Genomic DNA, 18,179 nt, shown 5'->3' with positions numbered 1-18,179 from the left:
ATATCAATAGTAATTTATAATGTTAAACAAGATAGAAAAATGTAAATACAAACACCCAAACCAAATCCACAAAGTGCCAGTACAAACCCACCTTTTCCACCATTTCATAGTGACCTCTTCTTTCATAGGTACCCAATAACACATTGGCAAATATGACAATATTGATCACTACTCCAGAAAAAACGTGGAAACCATGGAATCCAGTGATGAAAAAGAAAAAGTTGGCAAACAGAGTATGACCATATTCATTTTCCTTAAGATTAGCACCCTGTACTACACTGGATTTTTTAATAAGGGATTCAGACTCTGACCGTGAATATGTTTTTCCAACCTTACCCGGATCTTTAAGCCGCATATCTTTATTGGCTAGGAAAGCTGATATTACCTGAGAATCGGTAAATTTTTCATGGTGATCTCCGTGATGTGCGTGTTCAATGCCGTGAACGAGCTGAGCAAGCGAAACCCTGTGACCATTTTCATCGGCTATATAGTATACATGGTTCTCTACTTTTACAGATCCATGTTCTCCCTTTATAAAATGGTACCATTCCCATGCTTGTGAACCAAGAAAGATGAATCCACCGACGATCGTCAGAAGCAACCACAGGGTTACTTTGTCTTTTTTCATGTGATGACCAGCATTTACTGCTAGCACCATGGTCACAGAGCTCATAATCAATATAAAAGTCATAAGAGCTACATACAGCAATGGATGGTCGCCTTCAAGACCTGGAAAGTGAGTAAAAACACTTTCCGGAACCGGCCATACATCTGAAAATCTGAATCTTATCAATCCATAAGCCGTAAGAAATCCCGAGAAAGTCAAGGCATCAGAAAGGAGGAAAAACCACATCATCAATTTTCCATAGCTGGCACCAAAAGGCTCATTGCCCCCTCCCCATACATTTTTATTTTGCTCGGATGTAATCGTTTGTGTAGCCATAGTCGTTATTACCAGTGATCAATTTTTGCGTGCAATTTTAGCGATAAAAAGTCAGAAAGGCATACAAAAATATCCAGACGAATCCTAAAAAGTGCCAAAAAACAGCTGCTAATGAATAGCCCAGGTGGTCGGTCTCAGAATATTTGGCATTTACCGCTTTGATTGTTGCTACGCTCAAGGCTATTAGCCCCCCTACAATATGCAGTAGGTGAATAAAAGAAATGGCATAGATCCAACTGCCGGCAGTAAACGAACCCGGCCCGGTGAAGAAAATACTACGGCTTATCAGATTTTGATAAGCAGCTACTTGCATATAGCAAAACAATGCTCCCATCACAAGAGCACTCAGCATGAGATACCCTGCGATACGGATGTCCTTGTGAGCTTTGTATTGTCCAATTCCCAAAACCACTGAAGAAGCAAGTATTATCAACGTGCTGTAAATAAACTGAGCCGGAAGCTCAAACTCCACCCATTGGTTGTTTTCAATCAGAAATCCGCGGCTGACGATGTATCCGCTAACCAGTCCAGCAAAAGCCATAAATATACTGGCCATGGACACCCAAAGAAGCGGCTTGGCTGCTCTCTTTCTTTGAGCTTTGAGAAGTTGTTTTTCGTCCCTTACTTCGGATATGGAATTATTTTCTCTGTTCATTGGAATGAAAATTTGTCCAATACATAGATCATCTGAATTAGAGTAAGATAAATAATACTCGTTCTCATAACCAACCGAGCGTGAAAGACTGAAGGATTCTTATGTAAAATAAGAGCTGAACGGACAAAGTAAAGACCAATCAACAACACCAGTAGTGCTGACCAGAGCGATAGATGAAGAGACCCCGTAATGCCAAATGCCGGTAAAAGCGCTGTTACTACAGAGGCAGCAGAATACAGTACGATTTGAAAGGATGCTTTTTCGTTAGGCTGGTCGGTAGGCAACAGATGATAATTAACCTTTTTGTAGTCCTCAAATAGAATCCACGCAATGGCCCAAAAATGTGCAAACTGCCATAGAAATTGAACAGCAAACAGAGTTCCTGGCTCTATGCCAAAACGCCCCGTAGCGCCCACCCATCCAAGCATAAAAGGCATAGCACCTGGTATAGCCCCTACAAATACCGAAAAAGGGGTAATGGCTTTCAGGGGCGTGTACAGCAATACATATACAATCAATGATATAAAGCCAAAAGCCGCTGTGAGAGCATTGACCTTAATGAGCAAGATAGCTCCAATCAATGTTAATATTGCGGCTGTCATAAAAGACTCAGATACAGAAAGCCGACCTGCAGGCAATGGACGATTGGCTGTGCGGGACATTTTGGCATCGATATCTTTTTCGATGATTTGATTAAAAGCATTGGCAGCCATAGTGATGGCAATGCCCCCAGCGATAAGATATAAAAATTGGGTCAGTTGAAATGCTTCTGTAGCAATCAAATATCCTGCTCCCGCTGAAAAAACAACACTGAAGGACAGTCTTGCTTTACCTAAAACCAACAAATCCCTCCATTTCGAAACTGTAAAATATGAACTCAGATAAGAATACATGCTATAAAAACCCATGCAAAATTAGTACAATTAACCAGCTTACCTTGTTTTACAATTGATTGTAAAACACAGTTTTTTGAATTTTTTAAAGTCTGTTAAGCCAGCGGCTAAACCAAAGGGATCGTATCTGTACCTTTGCTCTTTATGCACTTTGTACTTTTTTAAAACATTTTATCGTTAAGTGAAATTGATGAAGAATCTCGTCAGTAAGTTCCTTGCGTTTTACCTCTTCATAGCAGTTAGCATTTCATTGCATGCCCAGCGGGGATTTCAAATAGAAATTTCCACTGACTGGACAATCAAAAATGATTATATAGGCGATAGTCTTTTGATGAGAATTCCGGTAGCAGATCATGAGGCAGTACGATTTGATGAATACAGGGTTCCCTACTTTCACATCAGCAAAAGCATTGGAGCCGATGAAGAAATTGATACCATCTTTTTAAATCAGACTACCTGGAGAGAGGTCACATCGCAAATTGATGCATTCATTCCCAATGAGCAAGACCTTGTACTCAAACCCAGATATGCCAAAATTCAAAAGTCAAACGGCTACACTGTAGAAATTCAACTGCCCTTGCTCCGAGAAGACAACGGAAAAATCTATCTCCTTACAAACGGCTTATGCGAAATCCAACTCAAAAACATTTCAAAAAACCTGGACAGAAAACGCATAGCTCAGTTTAAAAGCTCCTCAGTATTATCATCAGGCCGATGGATAAAAGTCCGGGTGGAAAGAGATGGAATCTACAAACTCACGCCCCAGTATCTGGCATCTAATGGCATCCAGGGAGAAATACGAATCAACGAAATAGCAGTATATGGCAATGCCGAGGGATTACTTCCGGAAGTAGCCGGCGCACGGAAGACTGACGACCTTATCGAAAATGCCGTCCTGGCAGTAGATGCCAATGGAGATGGTATTTTCAATGGAAATGATTACATTCTGTTCTTTGCCAGAAATGCACACCGGTGGGAGTTCAACACTACCACAGGCACCTTTCAGCATGTGCATCATTGGTATGCCGATAAGGGGGTTTATTTCATTCGTCTAGACCAGCCCGGAGCACTCCGCATAACCCAAAGACCCGAAGCCACTGGCACTCAGACGGGCATATGCGTTTCATTTGACGATTATGCATTTTTGGAGGAAAGCAAGTTCAACATGCTGCGAACCGGACGTCAGTGGTTTGGAGATGTGTTTGACTTCAGGCTTTCGTATTTGTATTCGTTTACTTTTCCAAATCCGGTACCTGGAGAACCCTTTACAGCTACTGTCAGAGCCATTGCTCGCTCTACTGTAGGCGGCACTTTTATGGAAGCAAGAATAGGCAATCAGCCTATACTGCAGCTCAACTTCCCGCCAGTAGCCCAAGGTGATTTTTCTGACAGATATACCTCTGCACTCCAATCGGGTAGTTTTACACCTGGTTCAGGTGCTATTTCCCTAAATCTTGTTTTCAACAACACCGTCAATCCAGGTGCTACAGCATGGCTAGACTGGATACGAATACATGGACGAAGGCTCTTGACTATGGATGGTAATCAACTATTGTTCAGAGACTCCAGAACTGTAGGTTCAGGTACTATTACGCGATTTCAGATACAAAACTCCTCATCCAGTCTACAGGTGTGGGATGTCACCCATCCCGCTAATTATCACAGTCTCTCCGGAACACTTTCCGGAAATACATGGCAAACACTACAGCATACCGATACCCTCAGAGAATTTATCGCCTTTACCGGCTCCAACTTCCCCACTCCTGAATTTGTCGGACAGGTCGAAAATCAGAATCTTCATGCCATACCGGCTCACACATACATTGTCATCACTCATCCGACCTTTCTCAATGCTGCCCAAAAACTGGCCGACTACAGAAAAAATCAAAATGGATATTCTACACTGGTAGTGACTACTGAGCAAATCTATAATGAATACAGTTCAGGAATTCAAGATATTGCAGCAATCAGGGATTTTCTTCGGCATCAATTCACAAAAGCCCCTGCCGGACAGGGCTTGAGATATGTAACCCTAATGGGAACAGCCTCCTACGACTACAGAGATGTGCTCAGCAACAATACCAACTTTGTCCCCGCTTATCAATCCGTAGCCTCATTTAATCTTTATACTTCGTTTGTTACCGACGATTTCTATGGACAGCTCGACGCTGGTGAAGGGGGAAATTTGATGGCCGGAAATCTGGACATAGCCATTGGCCGCCTGACGGTCAGATCCCCCGCAGAGGCCATGACCGTCGTCAACAAGATCATCCATTATGAAACCTCCCCCAATGCAAAAGGCAGCTGGAGGAGCAACCTGCTATGGGTCACTGACGATGTGGATGCCGCCTGGGAAAGATCCTTCATGGAAGCATCCGAAAGAATAGCCAGTAAAATCAAAAATAAATATCCCTTTTTCAATCACCAGAAAATCTACGCCGATGCCTATGTGCAAATTTCTACCAGTGGCACCCAACTCTATCCTGAGGCCAGAGAAGACATCTTTCGAAGTGTACAAAGAGGCAATCTGATTACCAACTACATCGGGCATGGAGGTGAAGTAGGATGGGGCTATGAGCAATACCTGCGCATCGAAGACATCGAAGCCTGGAACAATATGGACAATATGCCTCTGTTTGTCACTATTACCTGCGAATTTTCCCGCTTTGATGAAGTCTGGCGCGTATCAGCCGGTGAGCGTGTACTCACACATCCGAATGGTGCTGGTATAGCCTTAATTTCCACTACCCGAGCTGTGGGAGCTTTTACCGGAATACAACTCAATGAGCAAATATTTGACACCATCTTTACTAAAGACGCAGGTGGCTATATACCATTAGGTATGGTAACAATGTATGCCAAAAACGGCAGTGGCAACAGCGATAGACTCCGATTTTCCTTCCTTGGTGATCCGGCACTGCGCCTACCTATTCCCATCAATACTACTGAACTGACCAAAATCAACGACATTGAAATTCAGCAATTTTCAGACACCCTTAAAGCACTGGATCGCGTCAAGGTACATGCGCGGATCACTGATGAAAACCATCAGTTGATGCAGCATTTCAATGGAGAATCAGAAATACGGGTCTTTGACAAACCTACCAAAAGAGTAACACTGGTCAATGACGGAGTGGGTCTTCCCTTTGAATTTGAAACACAGAACTCCATGATATACCGGGGAAGGGCCAGTGTGCATAACGGATTGTACTCGGCCGAATTCATCGTTCCAAAAGACATCAATTTAAGTTTCGGTACCGGGCGCTTCAGCTTGTATTCGTTTAGTGAAGTCAACGAAGCAATAGGCTATTTTGATCAGGCCATTATCGGTGGATTGAACGAGAATGCCCCCGAAGACCGTGAAGGCCCTGAAATCAGGCTTTTCCTAAACGATGAAAACTTTGTGATGGGCGGTCTTACTGGCCCCAACCCGATTTTGATAGCCAAACTCTCCGATTCATCAGGCATCAATGCCTTAGGCAACAGCATAGGCCGCGATATAGTAGCTATACTCAATGGTCGTGAAGACCAACCCATTGTCTTGAACGAATACTACAAAGCAGACCTGAATACATTTAAGAGCGGTGTGGTGCGCTATCCATTTTTCAACCTCCAGGAAGGCCATTATACCCTATCGTTAAGAGCCTGGGACACCTACAACAACCCAAATACAGCATTTACCGAGTTTATAGTCGCTTCAGACAATGAAATGGTGATTCGGCATCTTCTCAACTATCCCAATCCTTTTACCACCAACACCCGGTTTCAATTTGAACACAACAGACCTAATCATCCGCTGGAAATCACCATTCAAATTTACACAGTGGCCGGCAGACTGGTCAAAACCATTCATCAATTCATTCAATCCCCCGGTACCAGAGTTACAGATATTAGTTGGGATGGATTAGACGATTTTGGAGATAAAATCGGTAAAGGTGTCTATATTTACCGCCTGAAAGTACGTTCAGCATTAGATGATAGCAAGGCCGAACAATACGAAAAACTGGTTATTCTCCGTTAGTGGCAATATGAAAAACACAATTAAATTTTTTTCAAATCCTCTACCGCTTTTAGTCGCTGCTTTAGGGGTGTTTCAGGCTGTAGCTCAGCAACCGCGCCCCCAGGGTTTTGACCGCAGAGTAGTGACTACCAGCGTACCCTTTCTGATCATTTCACCAGATTCGCGCAGCGGAGCTATGGGCGATGTGGGTGTATCCACCACTGTTGATCCCTTTTCAATGTACTGGAACCCGGCTAAACTCGCTTTTCTGGAAGACAACGACCAGATTCTGAGCGTCTCTTACAATCCGTTGCTAAGCAGATTGGTACCCGATATCAACATGACCTACGTCACTTACAACCAAAAAATCAGCCCGACCCAGGCATTTGGAATAGGTTTCAGATATTTTACGCTTGGAGAAATCCAATTTACAGACGACCAAAACAACAACCTCTTTCTTGCAGAGCCCAATGAATTTGCCATCGATGCCGGATACTCTCTGAAATTCAGTGAGAACCTGTCAGGAGCCATAGCACTTCGATATATTTATTCCAATCTCACCCAGGGTCAGCAACTAGTAGGTGGCATTCAGACCCAAGCCGGACAAGCCTTTTCCGCTGACATTTCAGCGTACTACATCGGCAATGAAATTCCGATGGAAGGAGGACAATCCGGACGCTTCACGGCTGGATTTAACATTTCCAACATAGGAAATAAAATACGCTACACCGAAACCGGCAGAGCTGATTTTATCCCCACCAATATGCGCCTGGGAGGTGGATTTCTCTGGAGTCTGGACCAGTACAATGAGCTTCGCTTTCACCTGGAGGTTAACAAATTACTTGTACCCACACCTCCCATACGAGATATAAACGACAGCATCATCGCTGGCAAAGACGACGATGTAAGCGTAATCAGAGGCATATTCCAATCGTTTAACGACGCACCTGGAGGATTCAGTGAAGAATTGAGAGAATTTATCCTCAATACTGGAGTAGAATTTGTCTACGACAATACGTTTGCTATACGAGGAGGATACCAGTTTGAACATGAATCAAAGGGAGGGAGAAAGTATTTTACTATCGGTCTTGGTATCCGATACTCAGCTCTTTCTTTTGATTTTTCATATCTGATTCCGCAATCAGCCATTGTACGAAGCCCGCTTGAAAATACACTTAGATTTTCATTGGCGTTTAATTTCAATACAAAAAAGAAATAAATGAGCGATTCTCGTGTGGAGGTAACCAATGTGGTTATCGAATAGCTCTCCTCACCGATGGTTTCCAAAGGCATGCAGTCCAATAAAATTTTTCAATACAAATGCAGCAAGACAAACCCATCACACACCTGCAAAAGGTTGTGGACCAATGGATTCAGACTCACGGAGTCCGATATTTTAATGAGTTGACCAATTTGGCTCAGCTGACCGAGGAAGTAGGTGAGGTTGCACGAATCATTGCCCGCAGATATGGCGAGCAAAGCGAAAAAGAATCCGACAAGCAAAAAGACTTAGGCGAAGAGCTTGCCGATGTACTCTTTGTGGTGCTGTGCCTTGCCAATCAGACCGAAACTGACCTTCAGGCTGCTTTCGAAAGAAGAATGGACAAAAAAACACAAAGAGACCACCATCGTCATCACAGCAATGAAAAGCTCAGGCATTAAATTCCTACTTATAGTTGTTTACTTGCCGGTAACTGCTTTTGCGCAGGTCGACCTCCCGGTTGAATACCTGCATCTGGCCAAGTTTAGGTGGATGGAAGAGCGACAGACAGACTCATTGGCCATGCTGTTGCACCAAGATGTACGATACATTCACTCCAATGGCTGGATTGAAACTAAAGACGAAATCCTCCAAAACATCCAAGATGGTATATTGATTTACCGAAATGTGTCAATAGAAAACAGCACCATACGAAAAAGTAGGAGAAATGCAATTGTAAAAGGCAAAGGAAGTTTCGATGTTACGCTCAGAGGCAATGAACTGAGCATCCCGCTTATATATGAGGAGCACTATCTGAAAACGAGCAAAGGTTGGGTCTTAATTTACAGAAAATCAGAGCGATTTCAACCTTCACAATGATCTTTTAAAACCCTGATAAGCTACCTTCCATCGGTCTTGAGGTTCAAATCGGGTGCCTGGATAAAAGACATAAAGATAAAAACTATCCACCTCAACCAACACCATGTGATACATGCCCTGGTACTCACTACGCATGATATGGCAAGGCAGGCCAAACGTCTTGTTTAATACCCAATGATGTGGGCGGGTAAACAAGTATTCGTCTCCGTTTTCAGGTATTTGTACTTTAAAGTTAATTTCAATCCAGTCTTTGGGCAATTTGTTGTAATATCCCAGCAGAGAAGCACATAATTCATTTTTTGGATGTTCAAACAATCTTTCCGGGGTGTCTTTCTGCAGGATACATCCATTGTCCAGGATATGTATAGCATCTGCCCTTCCCAGTGCTTCGCTTTCTTCGTGAGCCGTAATGATCAAAGTTTTACGACCACGTAAATATTGTAATATATCTTTTATGTTTTCAGCATTTTCAAAATCCTGATTACTCAGGGGCTCATCCAATAAAAGGATTTTAGGCCTTCTAGCTAGGGCTGCTGCAAAAGCTACCCGTTGCTTTTGACCACCTGAGATATCAGTGGCACGGCGGTTCAAAATGTTTTTGATATCGAGCTTTATGGACACATCCCTGATGATTTCCTCCTCTTCTTCCGGGCTGTAACCACTCAACCTTCTACGTATGTTTTCTTTTGTGGTACAAAAAGGAAGAAGATCAAATTCCTGATTCAGAAATGCTACATGTCGGTATCCAGGTAGAACGCTGTCTTCGGATTGATGCCAGGGTTGTCCATCACTGCTGATGGTTCCTGCTTGTGGGTTGAGATCTCCGGAGAGTATTTTTAGTAAAGTGGATTTTCCACTGCCGCTTTTACCAAGAAGCACATGTGTCTTATTGCTTTCAAATTCTGCATTTAATCCGTCAAAAAGTAATCGTTCAGGCTGATAACCAAAGGTAATCCCTCGAAGCACAACTTCCATATCCATCTGATATTTGTGACAAATGTGAGTAGTGCAATTTCATTCCTTAGAGGAAATTGATAAAAGACTGTTTTTATTTTTTTGAAGAATAAATTTTTTGCCCAGGTCTTGTAAATGTATGTAAAACTCACATACATTTGCAGCCCGAAAAACAAAAAACATTCCTCCTTAGCTCAGTTGGTTAGAGCACCTGACTGTTAATCAGGGGGTCCCAGGTTCAAGCCCTGGAGGGGGAGCTACAGATAAAAGGATTGCCAACTGGCAATCTTTTTTTTTAAGCAAATTTCATTTCTTTAGGCAGAGTATTGCAATCCCAAACGCTACTAGTTGAGGTACAAGGAAAAATATGTCCTCTTTTCCTGTTCTTCTAATATTGAAAGAAACCGAATAAAACTTTTGAGAAATCCTACTTTTTGTTCAAAAGTCTCGCATTTCAGAAACTCAATCTTTTCGGCTTCGCTCATTGGTAATTTCAAAGCCAACTGATTAATAGTTAATCTATCGGAAAGAATTTTTGTCTCTTCCCTAATATAGTTATACTCAATAAACTCTGTAATCAAAACATCTGGACACAAAAAATCTTTAAAGGAAAAATCTTCAACAATGGCTCCTGCATAGCTTTTTCCGACTTCAAACTCGGTAAAAAATTTCTTCAACACAAACAACTCCTTACACTTGACGATCACATCAGCTTCACCATTGGGATATTCTTTTGTAATGTCGATGATTTCTACCATTGAACCCATATTTCTGGTGTTTATTGGGCTGGCAAGCACTATCCCAAACTGACGTTCTTCCCGCATTACATCTTTTAGCAGTTGCTTATAGCGCTCTTCAAAGATGTGCAGCTCTGCTGTTTCGCCCGGCAGAAGAAACAATCTCAACGGAAACAGCCTGATTTTTTGATACATCAAATCAACGATTTATTGCAGTAACAAAAGAGCTTTACCTTGGTTCAATAAATGAACGTTCAAAGTTTTTTCTTCCTTAGCCGAAAAGCTACGGTATACAACGCGAGAAAAACTCCAATAAACCAGGCAAGCCTGGAAATAATGTCGCCTGAAGAGGTGAAAAAAGTTTTCTCTTTCAATATCGGTATTTCGGCACGAAGGGCTCCTTCTTGTTTATAGGGTATTGACTGCAGAATATCCCCCCTTGCATTGATAACTGCAGAGATGCCTGTATTGGCACTTCGGGCTATCCAGCGTCGATTTTCCACTGCTCGTAGCCTGGCATAGTGAAGGTGCTGGCGATGGCCTGCGGTATTTCCCCACCAATCATCGTTGGTAATGATGCAAAGAAAATCAGCCCCATTGCGAACAAACTTGCTGACAAATTCCGGAAAAACGGATTCAAAACATATAATTGCAGAGGTGCCGTGGCCAGTGACGGAGTGAAAAAATACCGTGCGCTCTTTCTGAATCCCATGAGTTCCGGTAGTACCTCCAAAATCGCCTACAGCTCTGCCCAAAAGTGGCTTGAGTACCGTGGAAAAAGGAAAATGCTCCACCCCCACAACCAACTTAGACTTGTGATAAAATTCAGGTTGTGCATCCGTACTGAAATAAGCTGCGGCATTGTAGACATCAAACCATGCCTCGGCATTGGCATATTTTCTTGCGGTAGGCGTTACTTTGGCCGGATCTACATAGCTCTGATAGGTAGATGCTCCGAGCAAAAGATTCAGACGCGGATAGTTTTCTTTGAAGGCAAACAACATTTGATAGTCAGGATGGTAGCCCGCGGCTGACTCCTCGATCAATTCCGGCAGCATGGTCTCAGGACCAATGACGAGCTCCGTGTTCATATCCATCACCGTTTCAGCCAGCGAAATGAATTTTTGAATTTGAAAGGTTTGTGGAATATCAAATTTTTCCGTATATGCGTCAAAATTGGGCTGCACAATTACCACTTCGGTACTGTCTGCGGGATTATCAACATATCTGTTGTATCGAAAAAGGCTAAAGGCGATTGGCAGGGTCACCCAGAGCACTATGCCAATATACCGGAAAGCCATTTTTGAAAAAGGTTCTGATTTTTCAAGGTATTTTTTCAAGGTGTTGTATATCAAAATATTTACGATTAAAATCCAAAGAGTACCTCCGGATACACTAGTGTATTCATACCACTGAACCCACTGAGGATAATGAGCAAATGCATTGCCCAGAGTGAGCCATGGCCAACTCATCTCCCAGTCCTGATGAAAATTTTCAAAGGCCAACCAGAACGCCACCAAAGCAATCCAGCCTCTTTTATGCCCTAAAACCACCCTCACCTTATGAGCCATCAGGAAAACCAGTGCCATCAGTGCAGCATTGAAGGTACACACAGCTAACACACCGCTCCAGTGAGCATTCCAAATCCAACTGGTCACAAAAAGGTTAAACAATGCAAAAGTCAAATAGCAAAAAAACCAAACTCTCAGCCCGCGTCTTTTCTTCATGTGAACATCAGAGAGATGTTCAAACATCGATAACAATGGCACAAATGCCACAAGAGCCAGCAGCGGGAACCCCTTGTCAGGCCAGGAAGCCCACAACAGTGCAGGAGTAGCCACCAAGGGCCAGTATTTGTTTACCGTATTCATTGCATTGCATCCTTGTGCGACCAAATGTAAATGGCTGATAGATAATCTCCTGTTAAGCTTTTCCAACATTCAACTCGTTTGAATCACACCTATTTCCACCAAAAACCCCTTCATGGTACTCTAAATCAGCTAGAATGGATTTTTTTGTAAGTTAAGAAAATGTGATGTCATCTCCAGCTGCTTTTAAAACACAACGCATTGATTTTCTGTACCTTTTAAAAATTAATTGAAACTGTAAATACTGAAACGGACCCGATTTTAATGAAATGTTTCGATGCTTAATAATTTTTTCAATGAAAGTTAAAATCCGATTAAAATTTGCTTAATAGCGGTTCAGGTCCTTTGCAGCGTAAAATCTACCTCAAATGAAAAAAGCATTATTCATTACGGCCGTTGCAATGGCCTGGCTGCAGGGTACAGCCCAAAATTTTCAGCCTTTTACCCCACTGCAAGGCATTGATACAGCCGGATCAGTGCAGGTGCGTATAGGTGCAGGTCTGAATGCCAAAGTAATATTCCGCGAAGGTTCCAACTTTGTAAAAGTTGAGCGAGCGGATGGCGTGACAGCCACAGTACCAGCACCAAGAGAACACGACTTTATGGCCTACATCCCCGATCCTTCAAGTCCAAACACAAAAGGGACATTGGTCATCAACCACGAACGTCGGGTGATAAAAGACGAAAGACCTCAGTTGGGTTTTGGTGGTGCAGTATCCATCGTACCCGTCATCAAAGATCCTCAGAACGGGTGGATGATCGACCAGACACGTACAGCGAGTGGAGATACCTGCTGGGCAGTGGACTTCTCTCCCGTTGGCTGGACTACCACCAACTGTGGAGGTGCCCTGCTTCCAAATGGAATGGTTCTGACTGGCGAAGAAATTTTTGCAAACTACAGATCCAACATGCAAATCAGAAACTGGCATGATACGGCAGCCACCACCAATGGATACGACGGACAAGGAAATTTTGTAATTCCTACTAATGTACCTGAATTCGGCGGACAGACCATTAAAGCCTGGCAAAACTTTGGCTGGCTTACCATGATTGACCCCTCTACCAGAAAAGCTGTTCGTAAGCTATACCACGCCGGCAGAATGTCCTTTGAAGGTACCATTGCTTTACCAGACAATAGAACACTGATTCACGGCAATGACTTCGTCCCCTCTGCTGCTTTGCCTCACGGAGCCTTTATCTGGAAATATGTAGCCGATTCTGCAGGAGACTATTCCAAGGGAAATCTGTATGTGTTTAAGCAAAACCCGGGCTCATACAAAGGTCAATGGCTGCAAATTCCCCGTCATATTGATTCTTTGATTAAAGCTCCCGAAATTGCTACACGCATGGGCGCCACAGCCTTCCAGAGAATTGAATGGACTGAAGTAGACCCAACCACAGGAAAAGTTTATCTCGCAGAAACAGGTCGCAACTATCAATCCATGCGACTTCCTATGCAAAATGGAGCCACTATACCCAAACACTGGATAGACAACAATTTCTTTATCCCCACTGATTCTACTTGTCATCACCCATTTGGTGCTGTGTTGGTATTGGAGGATGCCTTGACAAATGAGCCATCTGTGAAACCTCACTTGCTCGGAGGTCCTGAAGTTCCCGGAAAACCATCTGAAAGCCGATTTGTGTTTAACTCCGTTGATGGAATCGAATTTGTCCAATTTGGCAATAAGCGCTATTTACTCTTGCAAGAGGACAATATTGCTACCGACCTGGGTAGAATTGTGCCGGATTTTGTAGGAGCTTTTCCTTATGAAATCCCAAAGGCATTCCTTCTCGACCTTGACATTCCAAATCCCACTCCGGCAAATCTACTTTTCCTGATGACAGGGACACGCGATGCTGAGCTCACCGGAGGCGTTTTCACTCCAGATGGGTCAACGCTTTTTATCAACAATCAACACCCTGATGGTACCGGTGGCTCTCTGGCCAATGATCAGGCAACCTCTCCGATCGGAAATGTTTATCCCTATCAGAGAGCAACTACCATTGCCATTACAGGATTTAAAAATACCGGAACCATCAACATTCCTGAAATTGAAAGCGACGAAGCCCCCTTCCGCCTGCATCCCAATCCTACGTTTAATGCCGTACACTTCAACAAGATTGTGGATTTTGAACTGTATGATGCTACCGGCCGAATGGTGATGAAACGCGAAAATATGTCTGCCATCAATCTGCACGGTCTTAAGGCAGGTATGTATATCCTCAGACTTAAAGACGGCTCCACACACAAAATTCAGTTACTTCAATAACAAAGTTTTTTAAATAATTCACAGGCCTTTGATCCCTTTGGTCAAAGGCCTTTCTTTCATGAAAATGCTATTGAAGATGAAAAAAACTCTACTACTCTTTTTAATTTGTATACTCGCCTTCACAGTAGGGCACTTTCGTCATACGACCCCGGACTACTGGGATTCATACATAAACGAGAATCTGAACGACTGGCTGAATGAACATTTCAATCAGCTCGAAAGACAAATCGAATATTTGGAAGTTGCCTGCCGAAACCTCAACAATAAAAAATCTCTGACGTATGCCAGAAAGCAATTCAAAAAATCCAGATATGTATACAAAAAACTGGAAGTAATTACTGCTACAGTGGATCCGTTCAATGCCGTATGGATCAATGGCCCTAATCTTCCCAAAGTCGAATATGAAAAAACTATGTCAGCGGTATCCGATCCCGAAGGCTTTCAGGTACTTGAAGAAGTGCTCTTTGGTGAAGAACCACATGAACAACGAGATTTTATTCTCAAAAAAATCAGTAAACTCAAACATTTTATTTCCGAAACCAGAAGTTATGTAATGAAACAAAATCATTACGACTGGATGGTTTTTCACTGTCTTCGGATGGCCTCTGTGAGACTGGCAACAATGGGAATTACGGGGTTTGACTGTCCGGTAACACTCGATGCCCTCAACGAAGCAAAATCAACCCTCAACGCAATTGAGGAAATAACAGCAATGTACGATGGAGTGCTATACGACGATCGCGAGGGTTTTAATTTAGTAAAATATGCTGTACAGGTGGGTTATGGACTTTTGAACGAAAGCAAAGATTTTAATTCACTCGACCGGGCCCGCTTCATCCTTGAGGTGACTGATCCGATTTTCAGGGGAGTCACCCTCATGCAGGAAAGTCTTGGAATTGAATTTCCGGAAGACCGGATTACAGGGCTTTCGGCGATCAATCCACACAGCAAAGGAATGTTTTACAATGATTTTCTTAAAATAAATGAATTTTTTCCGCAAAAAATCAATAAAAGCCCTACACCTGAACTCATTTCACTCGGGAAACTATTGTTTTATGACCCCATCCTTAGCGATGGAAATCAGCGTTCTTGTGCCAGTTGTCACCAGCCTCAACGCGGATTTTCGGACGGATTAAAAACCGCTCTCTCACTCGATGGAATGCCTTTGTCTAGAAATACACCCACCTTGCTTAATGTCGTGTATCAAACAGCTTTTCAATGGGATGGACATCTCCTGTCACTAAGCCAGCAATTTACTGAAGTGACCTTTAACCGTCACGAAATGAACAAAGACGCACTGGAGCTGACCCGACAGTTAAACAGCAGTGAGGAATACAGAACGCTGTTTAAAAAAGCACTGGGAAGTGAAAAAATAGACTTTCCCATGGTGATAGCCGCTCTGGAAGCTTATCTCATCAGTTTGCAAAGTCTCAACAGTCCTTTTGATCAATACATGACTGGTAAGGGATCTGTGGACAGGGAGGTTGTGGTTGGTTTCAACCTTTTTATGGGAAAAGCAAAATGTGGCACCTGCCACTTTGCGCCGATTTTCAACGGCACAGTCCCACCGTTTTACAGAGATACTGAATATGAGGTGTTAGGCATTCCCCAAAGTCCGGTCTGGAAGAATGCACAGATAGACCCTGACCCCGGAAGATACATCCTGGCCAAAGCTGAGCCTCATCTGCATGCATTCAAATCTGTAACCGTGAGGAATGCTCACTTAACCGGTCCTTACATGCACAATGGAATCTATACATCTCTGGATGAAGTCATTGAGTTTTACAATGTCGGCGGTGGACATGGAATTGGCATCAGCTTACCGAATCAGACCTTGCCAACAGACAAACTTCATCTTACGGAAAAGGAAAAAAGAGCTCTTAAATCATTTATCACAGCATTAACTGATACTGCAGGGCTTACCAAACCGGTTGTCAAATTGCCAAAACTTTCGGGCGAATAGGCTGCATGGAATGCCAACCGATAGTGATGTGGCATTCAGTGGCATCATCCATTCATGCTGATGAGGAATTCCTCATTGTCCTTGGTTCGGCTGATGCGGTCATGGAGGAATTCCATGGCTTCTACCGGAGTCATGTCGCTCAGGTGCCGGCGCAGAATCCACATTCGCTGCAGCACGTCTTTTTCCAGGAGCAGGTCTTCTCTTCTTGTACCACTAGCCATCAAGTCAATGGCTGGCCAAATACGTCGGTTGGCAATGCGTCGGTCGAGCTGCATTTCCATATTTCCCGTTCCTTTGAATTCTTCATAGATAACCTCATCCATCTTGGACCCGGTATCGATCAGAGCAGTGGCTATAATGGTCAGTGAACCCCCATTTTCGATGTTGCGTGCAGCTCCGAAAAACCGTTTTGGTTTGTGCAATGCATGTGCATCTACACCGCCCGAAAGCACCTTTCCACTTGCTGGCTGTACAGTATTGTAGGCACGCGCCAGCCTGGTAATTGAGTCAAGCAAGATGACTACGTCGTGTCCACATTCGACCAGCCGCTTGGCTTTTTCCAATACGATATTGGCTACCTTAGTATGACGCTCTGCCGGCTCATCGAAGGTAGATGAGATCACTTCTGCTTTGACAGATCGGGCCATATCAGTTACCTCTTCAGGCCGCTCATCGATCAGGAGTATAATCAGGTAGCATTCCGGATGATTGGCAGCGATCACATTGGCTATTTCTTTCAAAAGTGTGGTTTTACCGGTTTTCGGTTGGGCAACGATCAGGCCTCTCTGACCTTTGCCTATAGGAGAAAACAGATCGATAACCCGTGTACTTAGCGTCGCATTTTTTCCGGTCAGATTAAATTTTTCTGTAGGAAACAACGGAGTCAGGTGCTCGAAGGATATGCGGTCGCGTGCAAATTCTGGTTTTCTTCCATTAATTTCGGCAATTCGTACCAGTGGAAAATACTTTTCCCCCTCCCTAGGAGGCTTCACATACCCCAGTATTGTATCACCTGTTTTGAGTCCATGGTTGCGAATCTGTGCTTGGCTTACATATACATCATCAGGGCTGTTTAGGTAGTTAAAGTCGCTGGAGCGAAGAAAACCGTAACCGTCGCTCATAATTTCCAGCACTCCTTCGTGCATTACAGCTCCATCGAAATCATATTCTGAAGAACCCAGGGTTTGCCGCTCATGTCTCTGAGTAAATTTATTATCCGGTATCTTTTTGTCCGAGCTCTGAAAGTTGGCTTTTTCAGCAGTTACTTCTTCAGGTGTATTGCTGATAGGTTCTTCGGAAGAAGAATAGGTTTGCTCTGCATCGGTATTAATGTTTTCCGCAAAATTTTCTTCGATGGATTCGGACGTTGATACCGTTTTATCACCCAATACATCCCCAGACATGAGATCTTCGGGGCGTTTTGTGTTCTCATCTACTTCTTCAAGTACAGTTTCAAAAGCTCCCTCCATTACGAGTTTATCGGCATCTTCATCGCGCACTATTCGGCGTCTTTTTTCCTTTTGATTCTTCCTTTCAGCATTTGCTTCAGGTCCTACTTCTTGTTTGTGCTCATTTGTTTGCTTATTGCCTTCATCGGCAGAGGTGTCTGAATATTCCATTTGCTTCCTCAAAATGGCCTTGATCAGCTCTGGTTTTCGCAGATATCTGAATTTCGGCACATCTATAGCAGCAGCTATTTGTTGTAATTCAACGAGTTTCAGCTCTTCGAGCCGCTCTTCGGTAAAAGTCATGAATAACTTTGAGTTTTAGTTTCTACCAAGTAACTGTATGAGATTTTTAGTGGAGCTAATTT

At 43.3% G+C, this 18,179-nt stretch carries 13 protein-coding genes and 1 tRNA gene; 7 read left to right on the top strand and 7 right to left on the bottom strand.

Annotation, left to right across the window (positions count from 1 at the left end; translation table 11 throughout):
• Positions 1 to 22 precede the first annotated feature (22 nt).
• From DES35_RS06390 to cyoE, 3 genes are read right to left on the bottom strand one after another with little or no spacing between them, the layout of a single operon-like run.
• Positions 23 to 943 (bottom strand): cytochrome c oxidase subunit 3, encoded by a 921-nt coding sequence (locus DES35_RS06390; protein ID WP_114366137.1) that lies wholly within the window; start codon positions 941 to 943, stop codon positions 23 to 25.
• A 37-nt stretch (positions 944 to 980) separates the two neighbouring features.
• On the bottom strand, positions 981 to 1,598 hold the full coding sequence (locus DES35_RS06385) for a cytochrome c oxidase subunit 3 (protein WP_051889193.1): 618 nt from the start codon (positions 1,596 to 1,598) through the stop codon (positions 981 to 983).
• On the bottom strand, positions 1,595 to 2,443 hold the full coding sequence (gene cyoE, locus DES35_RS06380) for a heme o synthase (RefSeq protein WP_244906328.1): 849 nt from the start codon (positions 2,441 to 2,443) through the stop codon (positions 1,595 to 1,597). The genes DES35_RS06385 and cyoE overlap by 4 nt, the downstream gene beginning before the upstream one ends.
• A 238-nt stretch (positions 2,444 to 2,681) precedes the next feature.
• On the opposite strand from cyoE, the gene porU reads away from it, so the two are divergent.
• From porU to DES35_RS06360, 4 genes are all read left to right on the top strand, one after another.
• A complete protein-coding gene (gene porU / locus DES35_RS06375; RefSeq protein WP_114366135.1) occupies positions 2,682 to 6,512 on the top strand; it encodes a type IX secretion system sortase PorU in 3,831 nt (1,276 codons plus the stop codon).
• Positions 6,513 to 6,519: 7 nt separating this feature from the next.
• Positions 6,520 to 7,710 (top strand): type IX secretion system outer membrane channel protein PorV, encoded by a 1,191-nt coding sequence (gene porV / locus DES35_RS06370; RefSeq protein WP_114366134.1) that lies wholly within the window; start codon positions 6,520 to 6,522, stop codon positions 7,708 to 7,710.
• A 101-nt stretch (positions 7,711 to 7,811) separates the two neighbouring features.
• Entirely contained in the window at positions 7,812 to 8,153 is a 342-nt protein-coding gene (locus DES35_RS06365) for a nucleotide pyrophosphohydrolase (protein WP_037357254.1), read from the top strand.
• Positions 8,134 to 8,571: a nuclear transport factor 2 family protein gene (locus DES35_RS06360; protein WP_084180101.1), complete on the top strand. Its 438-nt coding sequence runs from the start codon at positions 8,134 to 8,136 to the stop codon at positions 8,569 to 8,571. Before DES35_RS06365 ends, DES35_RS06360 begins: the two co-directional genes overlap by 20 nt.
• Here DES35_RS06360 and DES35_RS06355 read toward each other — a convergent pair.
• The gene (locus DES35_RS06355) at positions 8,563 to 9,546 is read right to left on the bottom strand and encodes an ATP-binding cassette domain-containing protein (protein WP_037357250.1); all 984 of its coding nucleotides are present in this window, start codon (positions 9,544 to 9,546) and stop codon (positions 8,563 to 8,565) included. The two genes, DES35_RS06360 and DES35_RS06355, sit on opposite strands and share 9 nt — an antisense overlap.
• 162 nt (positions 9,547 to 9,708) lie before the next feature.
• On the opposite strand from DES35_RS06355, the gene DES35_RS06350 reads away from it, so the two are divergent.
• A tRNA-Asn gene (locus tag DES35_RS06350) sits at positions 9,709 to 9,782 on the top strand.
• An 87-nt stretch (positions 9,783 to 9,869) separates the two neighbouring features.
• Here DES35_RS06350 and DES35_RS06345 read toward each other — a convergent pair.
• Positions 9,870 to 10,457, bottom strand: a complete 588-nt coding sequence (locus tag DES35_RS06345) for an LON peptidase substrate-binding domain-containing protein (protein ID WP_051889192.1) — start codon at positions 10,455 to 10,457, stop codon at positions 9,870 to 9,872.
• A gap of 59 nt (positions 10,458 to 10,516) precedes the next feature.
• On the bottom strand, positions 10,517 to 12,133 hold the full coding sequence (gene lnt, locus DES35_RS06340) for an apolipoprotein N-acyltransferase (RefSeq protein WP_170125714.1): 1,617 nt from the start codon (positions 12,131 to 12,133) through the stop codon (positions 10,517 to 10,519).
• A 365-nt stretch (positions 12,134 to 12,498) separates the two neighbouring features.
• Here lnt and DES35_RS06335 point away from each other — a divergent pair, with 365 nt between their 5' ends.
• A complete protein-coding gene (locus DES35_RS06335; protein ID WP_114366132.1) occupies positions 12,499 to 14,403 on the top strand; it encodes an alkaline phosphatase PhoX in 1,905 nt (634 codons plus the stop codon).
• 76 nt (positions 14,404 to 14,479) lie between these two features.
• A complete protein-coding gene (locus DES35_RS06330; RefSeq protein WP_170125713.1) occupies positions 14,480 to 16,366 on the top strand; it encodes a cytochrome-c peroxidase in 1,887 nt (628 codons plus the stop codon).
• Between the two features lie 44 nt (positions 16,367 to 16,410).
• Here the strand turns inward: DES35_RS06330 and rho are convergent, their stop codons facing one another.
• Positions 16,411 to 18,117, bottom strand: coding sequence for a transcription termination factor Rho (gene rho, locus DES35_RS06325; RefSeq protein ID WP_114366130.1), 1,707 nt, complete (start codon positions 18,115 to 18,117; stop codon positions 16,411 to 16,413).
• Positions 18,118 to 18,179: the final 62 nt, after the last annotated feature.

Source organism: Schleiferia thermophila, from assembly GCF_003337435.1.
GTDB lineage: Bacteria > Bacteroidota > Bacteroidia > Flavobacteriales > Schleiferiaceae > Schleiferia > Schleiferia thermophila.
The sequence above is the reverse complement of the archived record's forward strand: the minus strand, read 5'-3'. Positions and strand labels throughout refer to the sequence as shown.

Bases quoted from the DNA above. Each gene is read 5' to 3' on its own strand.
- DES35_RS06390 (WP_114366137.1), bottom strand. From the start codon at position 943: ATGGCTACACAAACGATTACATCCGAGCAAAATAAAAATGTATGGGGA.
- DES35_RS06385 (WP_051889193.1), bottom strand. From the start codon at position 1,598: ATGAACAGAGAAAATAATTCCATATCCGAAGTAAGGGACGAAAAACAA.
- porU (WP_114366135.1), top strand. From the start codon at position 2,682: ATGAAGAATCTCGTCAGTAAGTTCCTTGCGTTTTACCTCTTCATAGCA.
- porV (WP_114366134.1), top strand. From the start codon at position 6,520: ATGAAAAACACAATTAAATTTTTTTCAAATCCTCTACCGCTTTTAGTC.
- DES35_RS06365 (WP_037357254.1), top strand. From the start codon at position 7,812: ATGCAGCAAGACAAACCCATCACACACCTGCAAAAGGTTGTGGACCAA.
- DES35_RS06360 (WP_084180101.1), top strand. From the start codon at position 8,134: ATGAAAAGCTCAGGCATTAAATTCCTACTTATAGTTGTTTACTTGCCG.
- DES35_RS06355 (WP_037357250.1), bottom strand. From the start codon at position 9,546: ATGGAAGTTGTGCTTCGAGGGATTACCTTTGGTTATCAGCCTGAACGA.
- DES35_RS06345 (WP_051889192.1), bottom strand. From the start codon at position 10,457: ATGTATCAAAAAATCAGGCTGTTTCCGTTGAGATTGTTTCTTCTGCCG.
- lnt (WP_170125714.1), bottom strand. From the start codon at position 12,133: ATGAATACGGTAAACAAATACTGGCCCTTGGTGGCTACTCCTGCACTG.
- DES35_RS06335 (WP_114366132.1), top strand. From the start codon at position 12,499: ATGAAAAAAGCATTATTCATTACGGCCGTTGCAATGGCCTGGCTGCAG.
- DES35_RS06330 (WP_170125713.1), top strand. From the start codon at position 14,480: ATGAAAAAAACTCTACTACTCTTTTTAATTTGTATACTCGCCTTCACA.
- rho (WP_114366130.1), bottom strand. From the start codon at position 18,117: ATGACTTTTACCGAAGAGCGGCTCGAAGAGCTGAAACTCGTTGAATTA.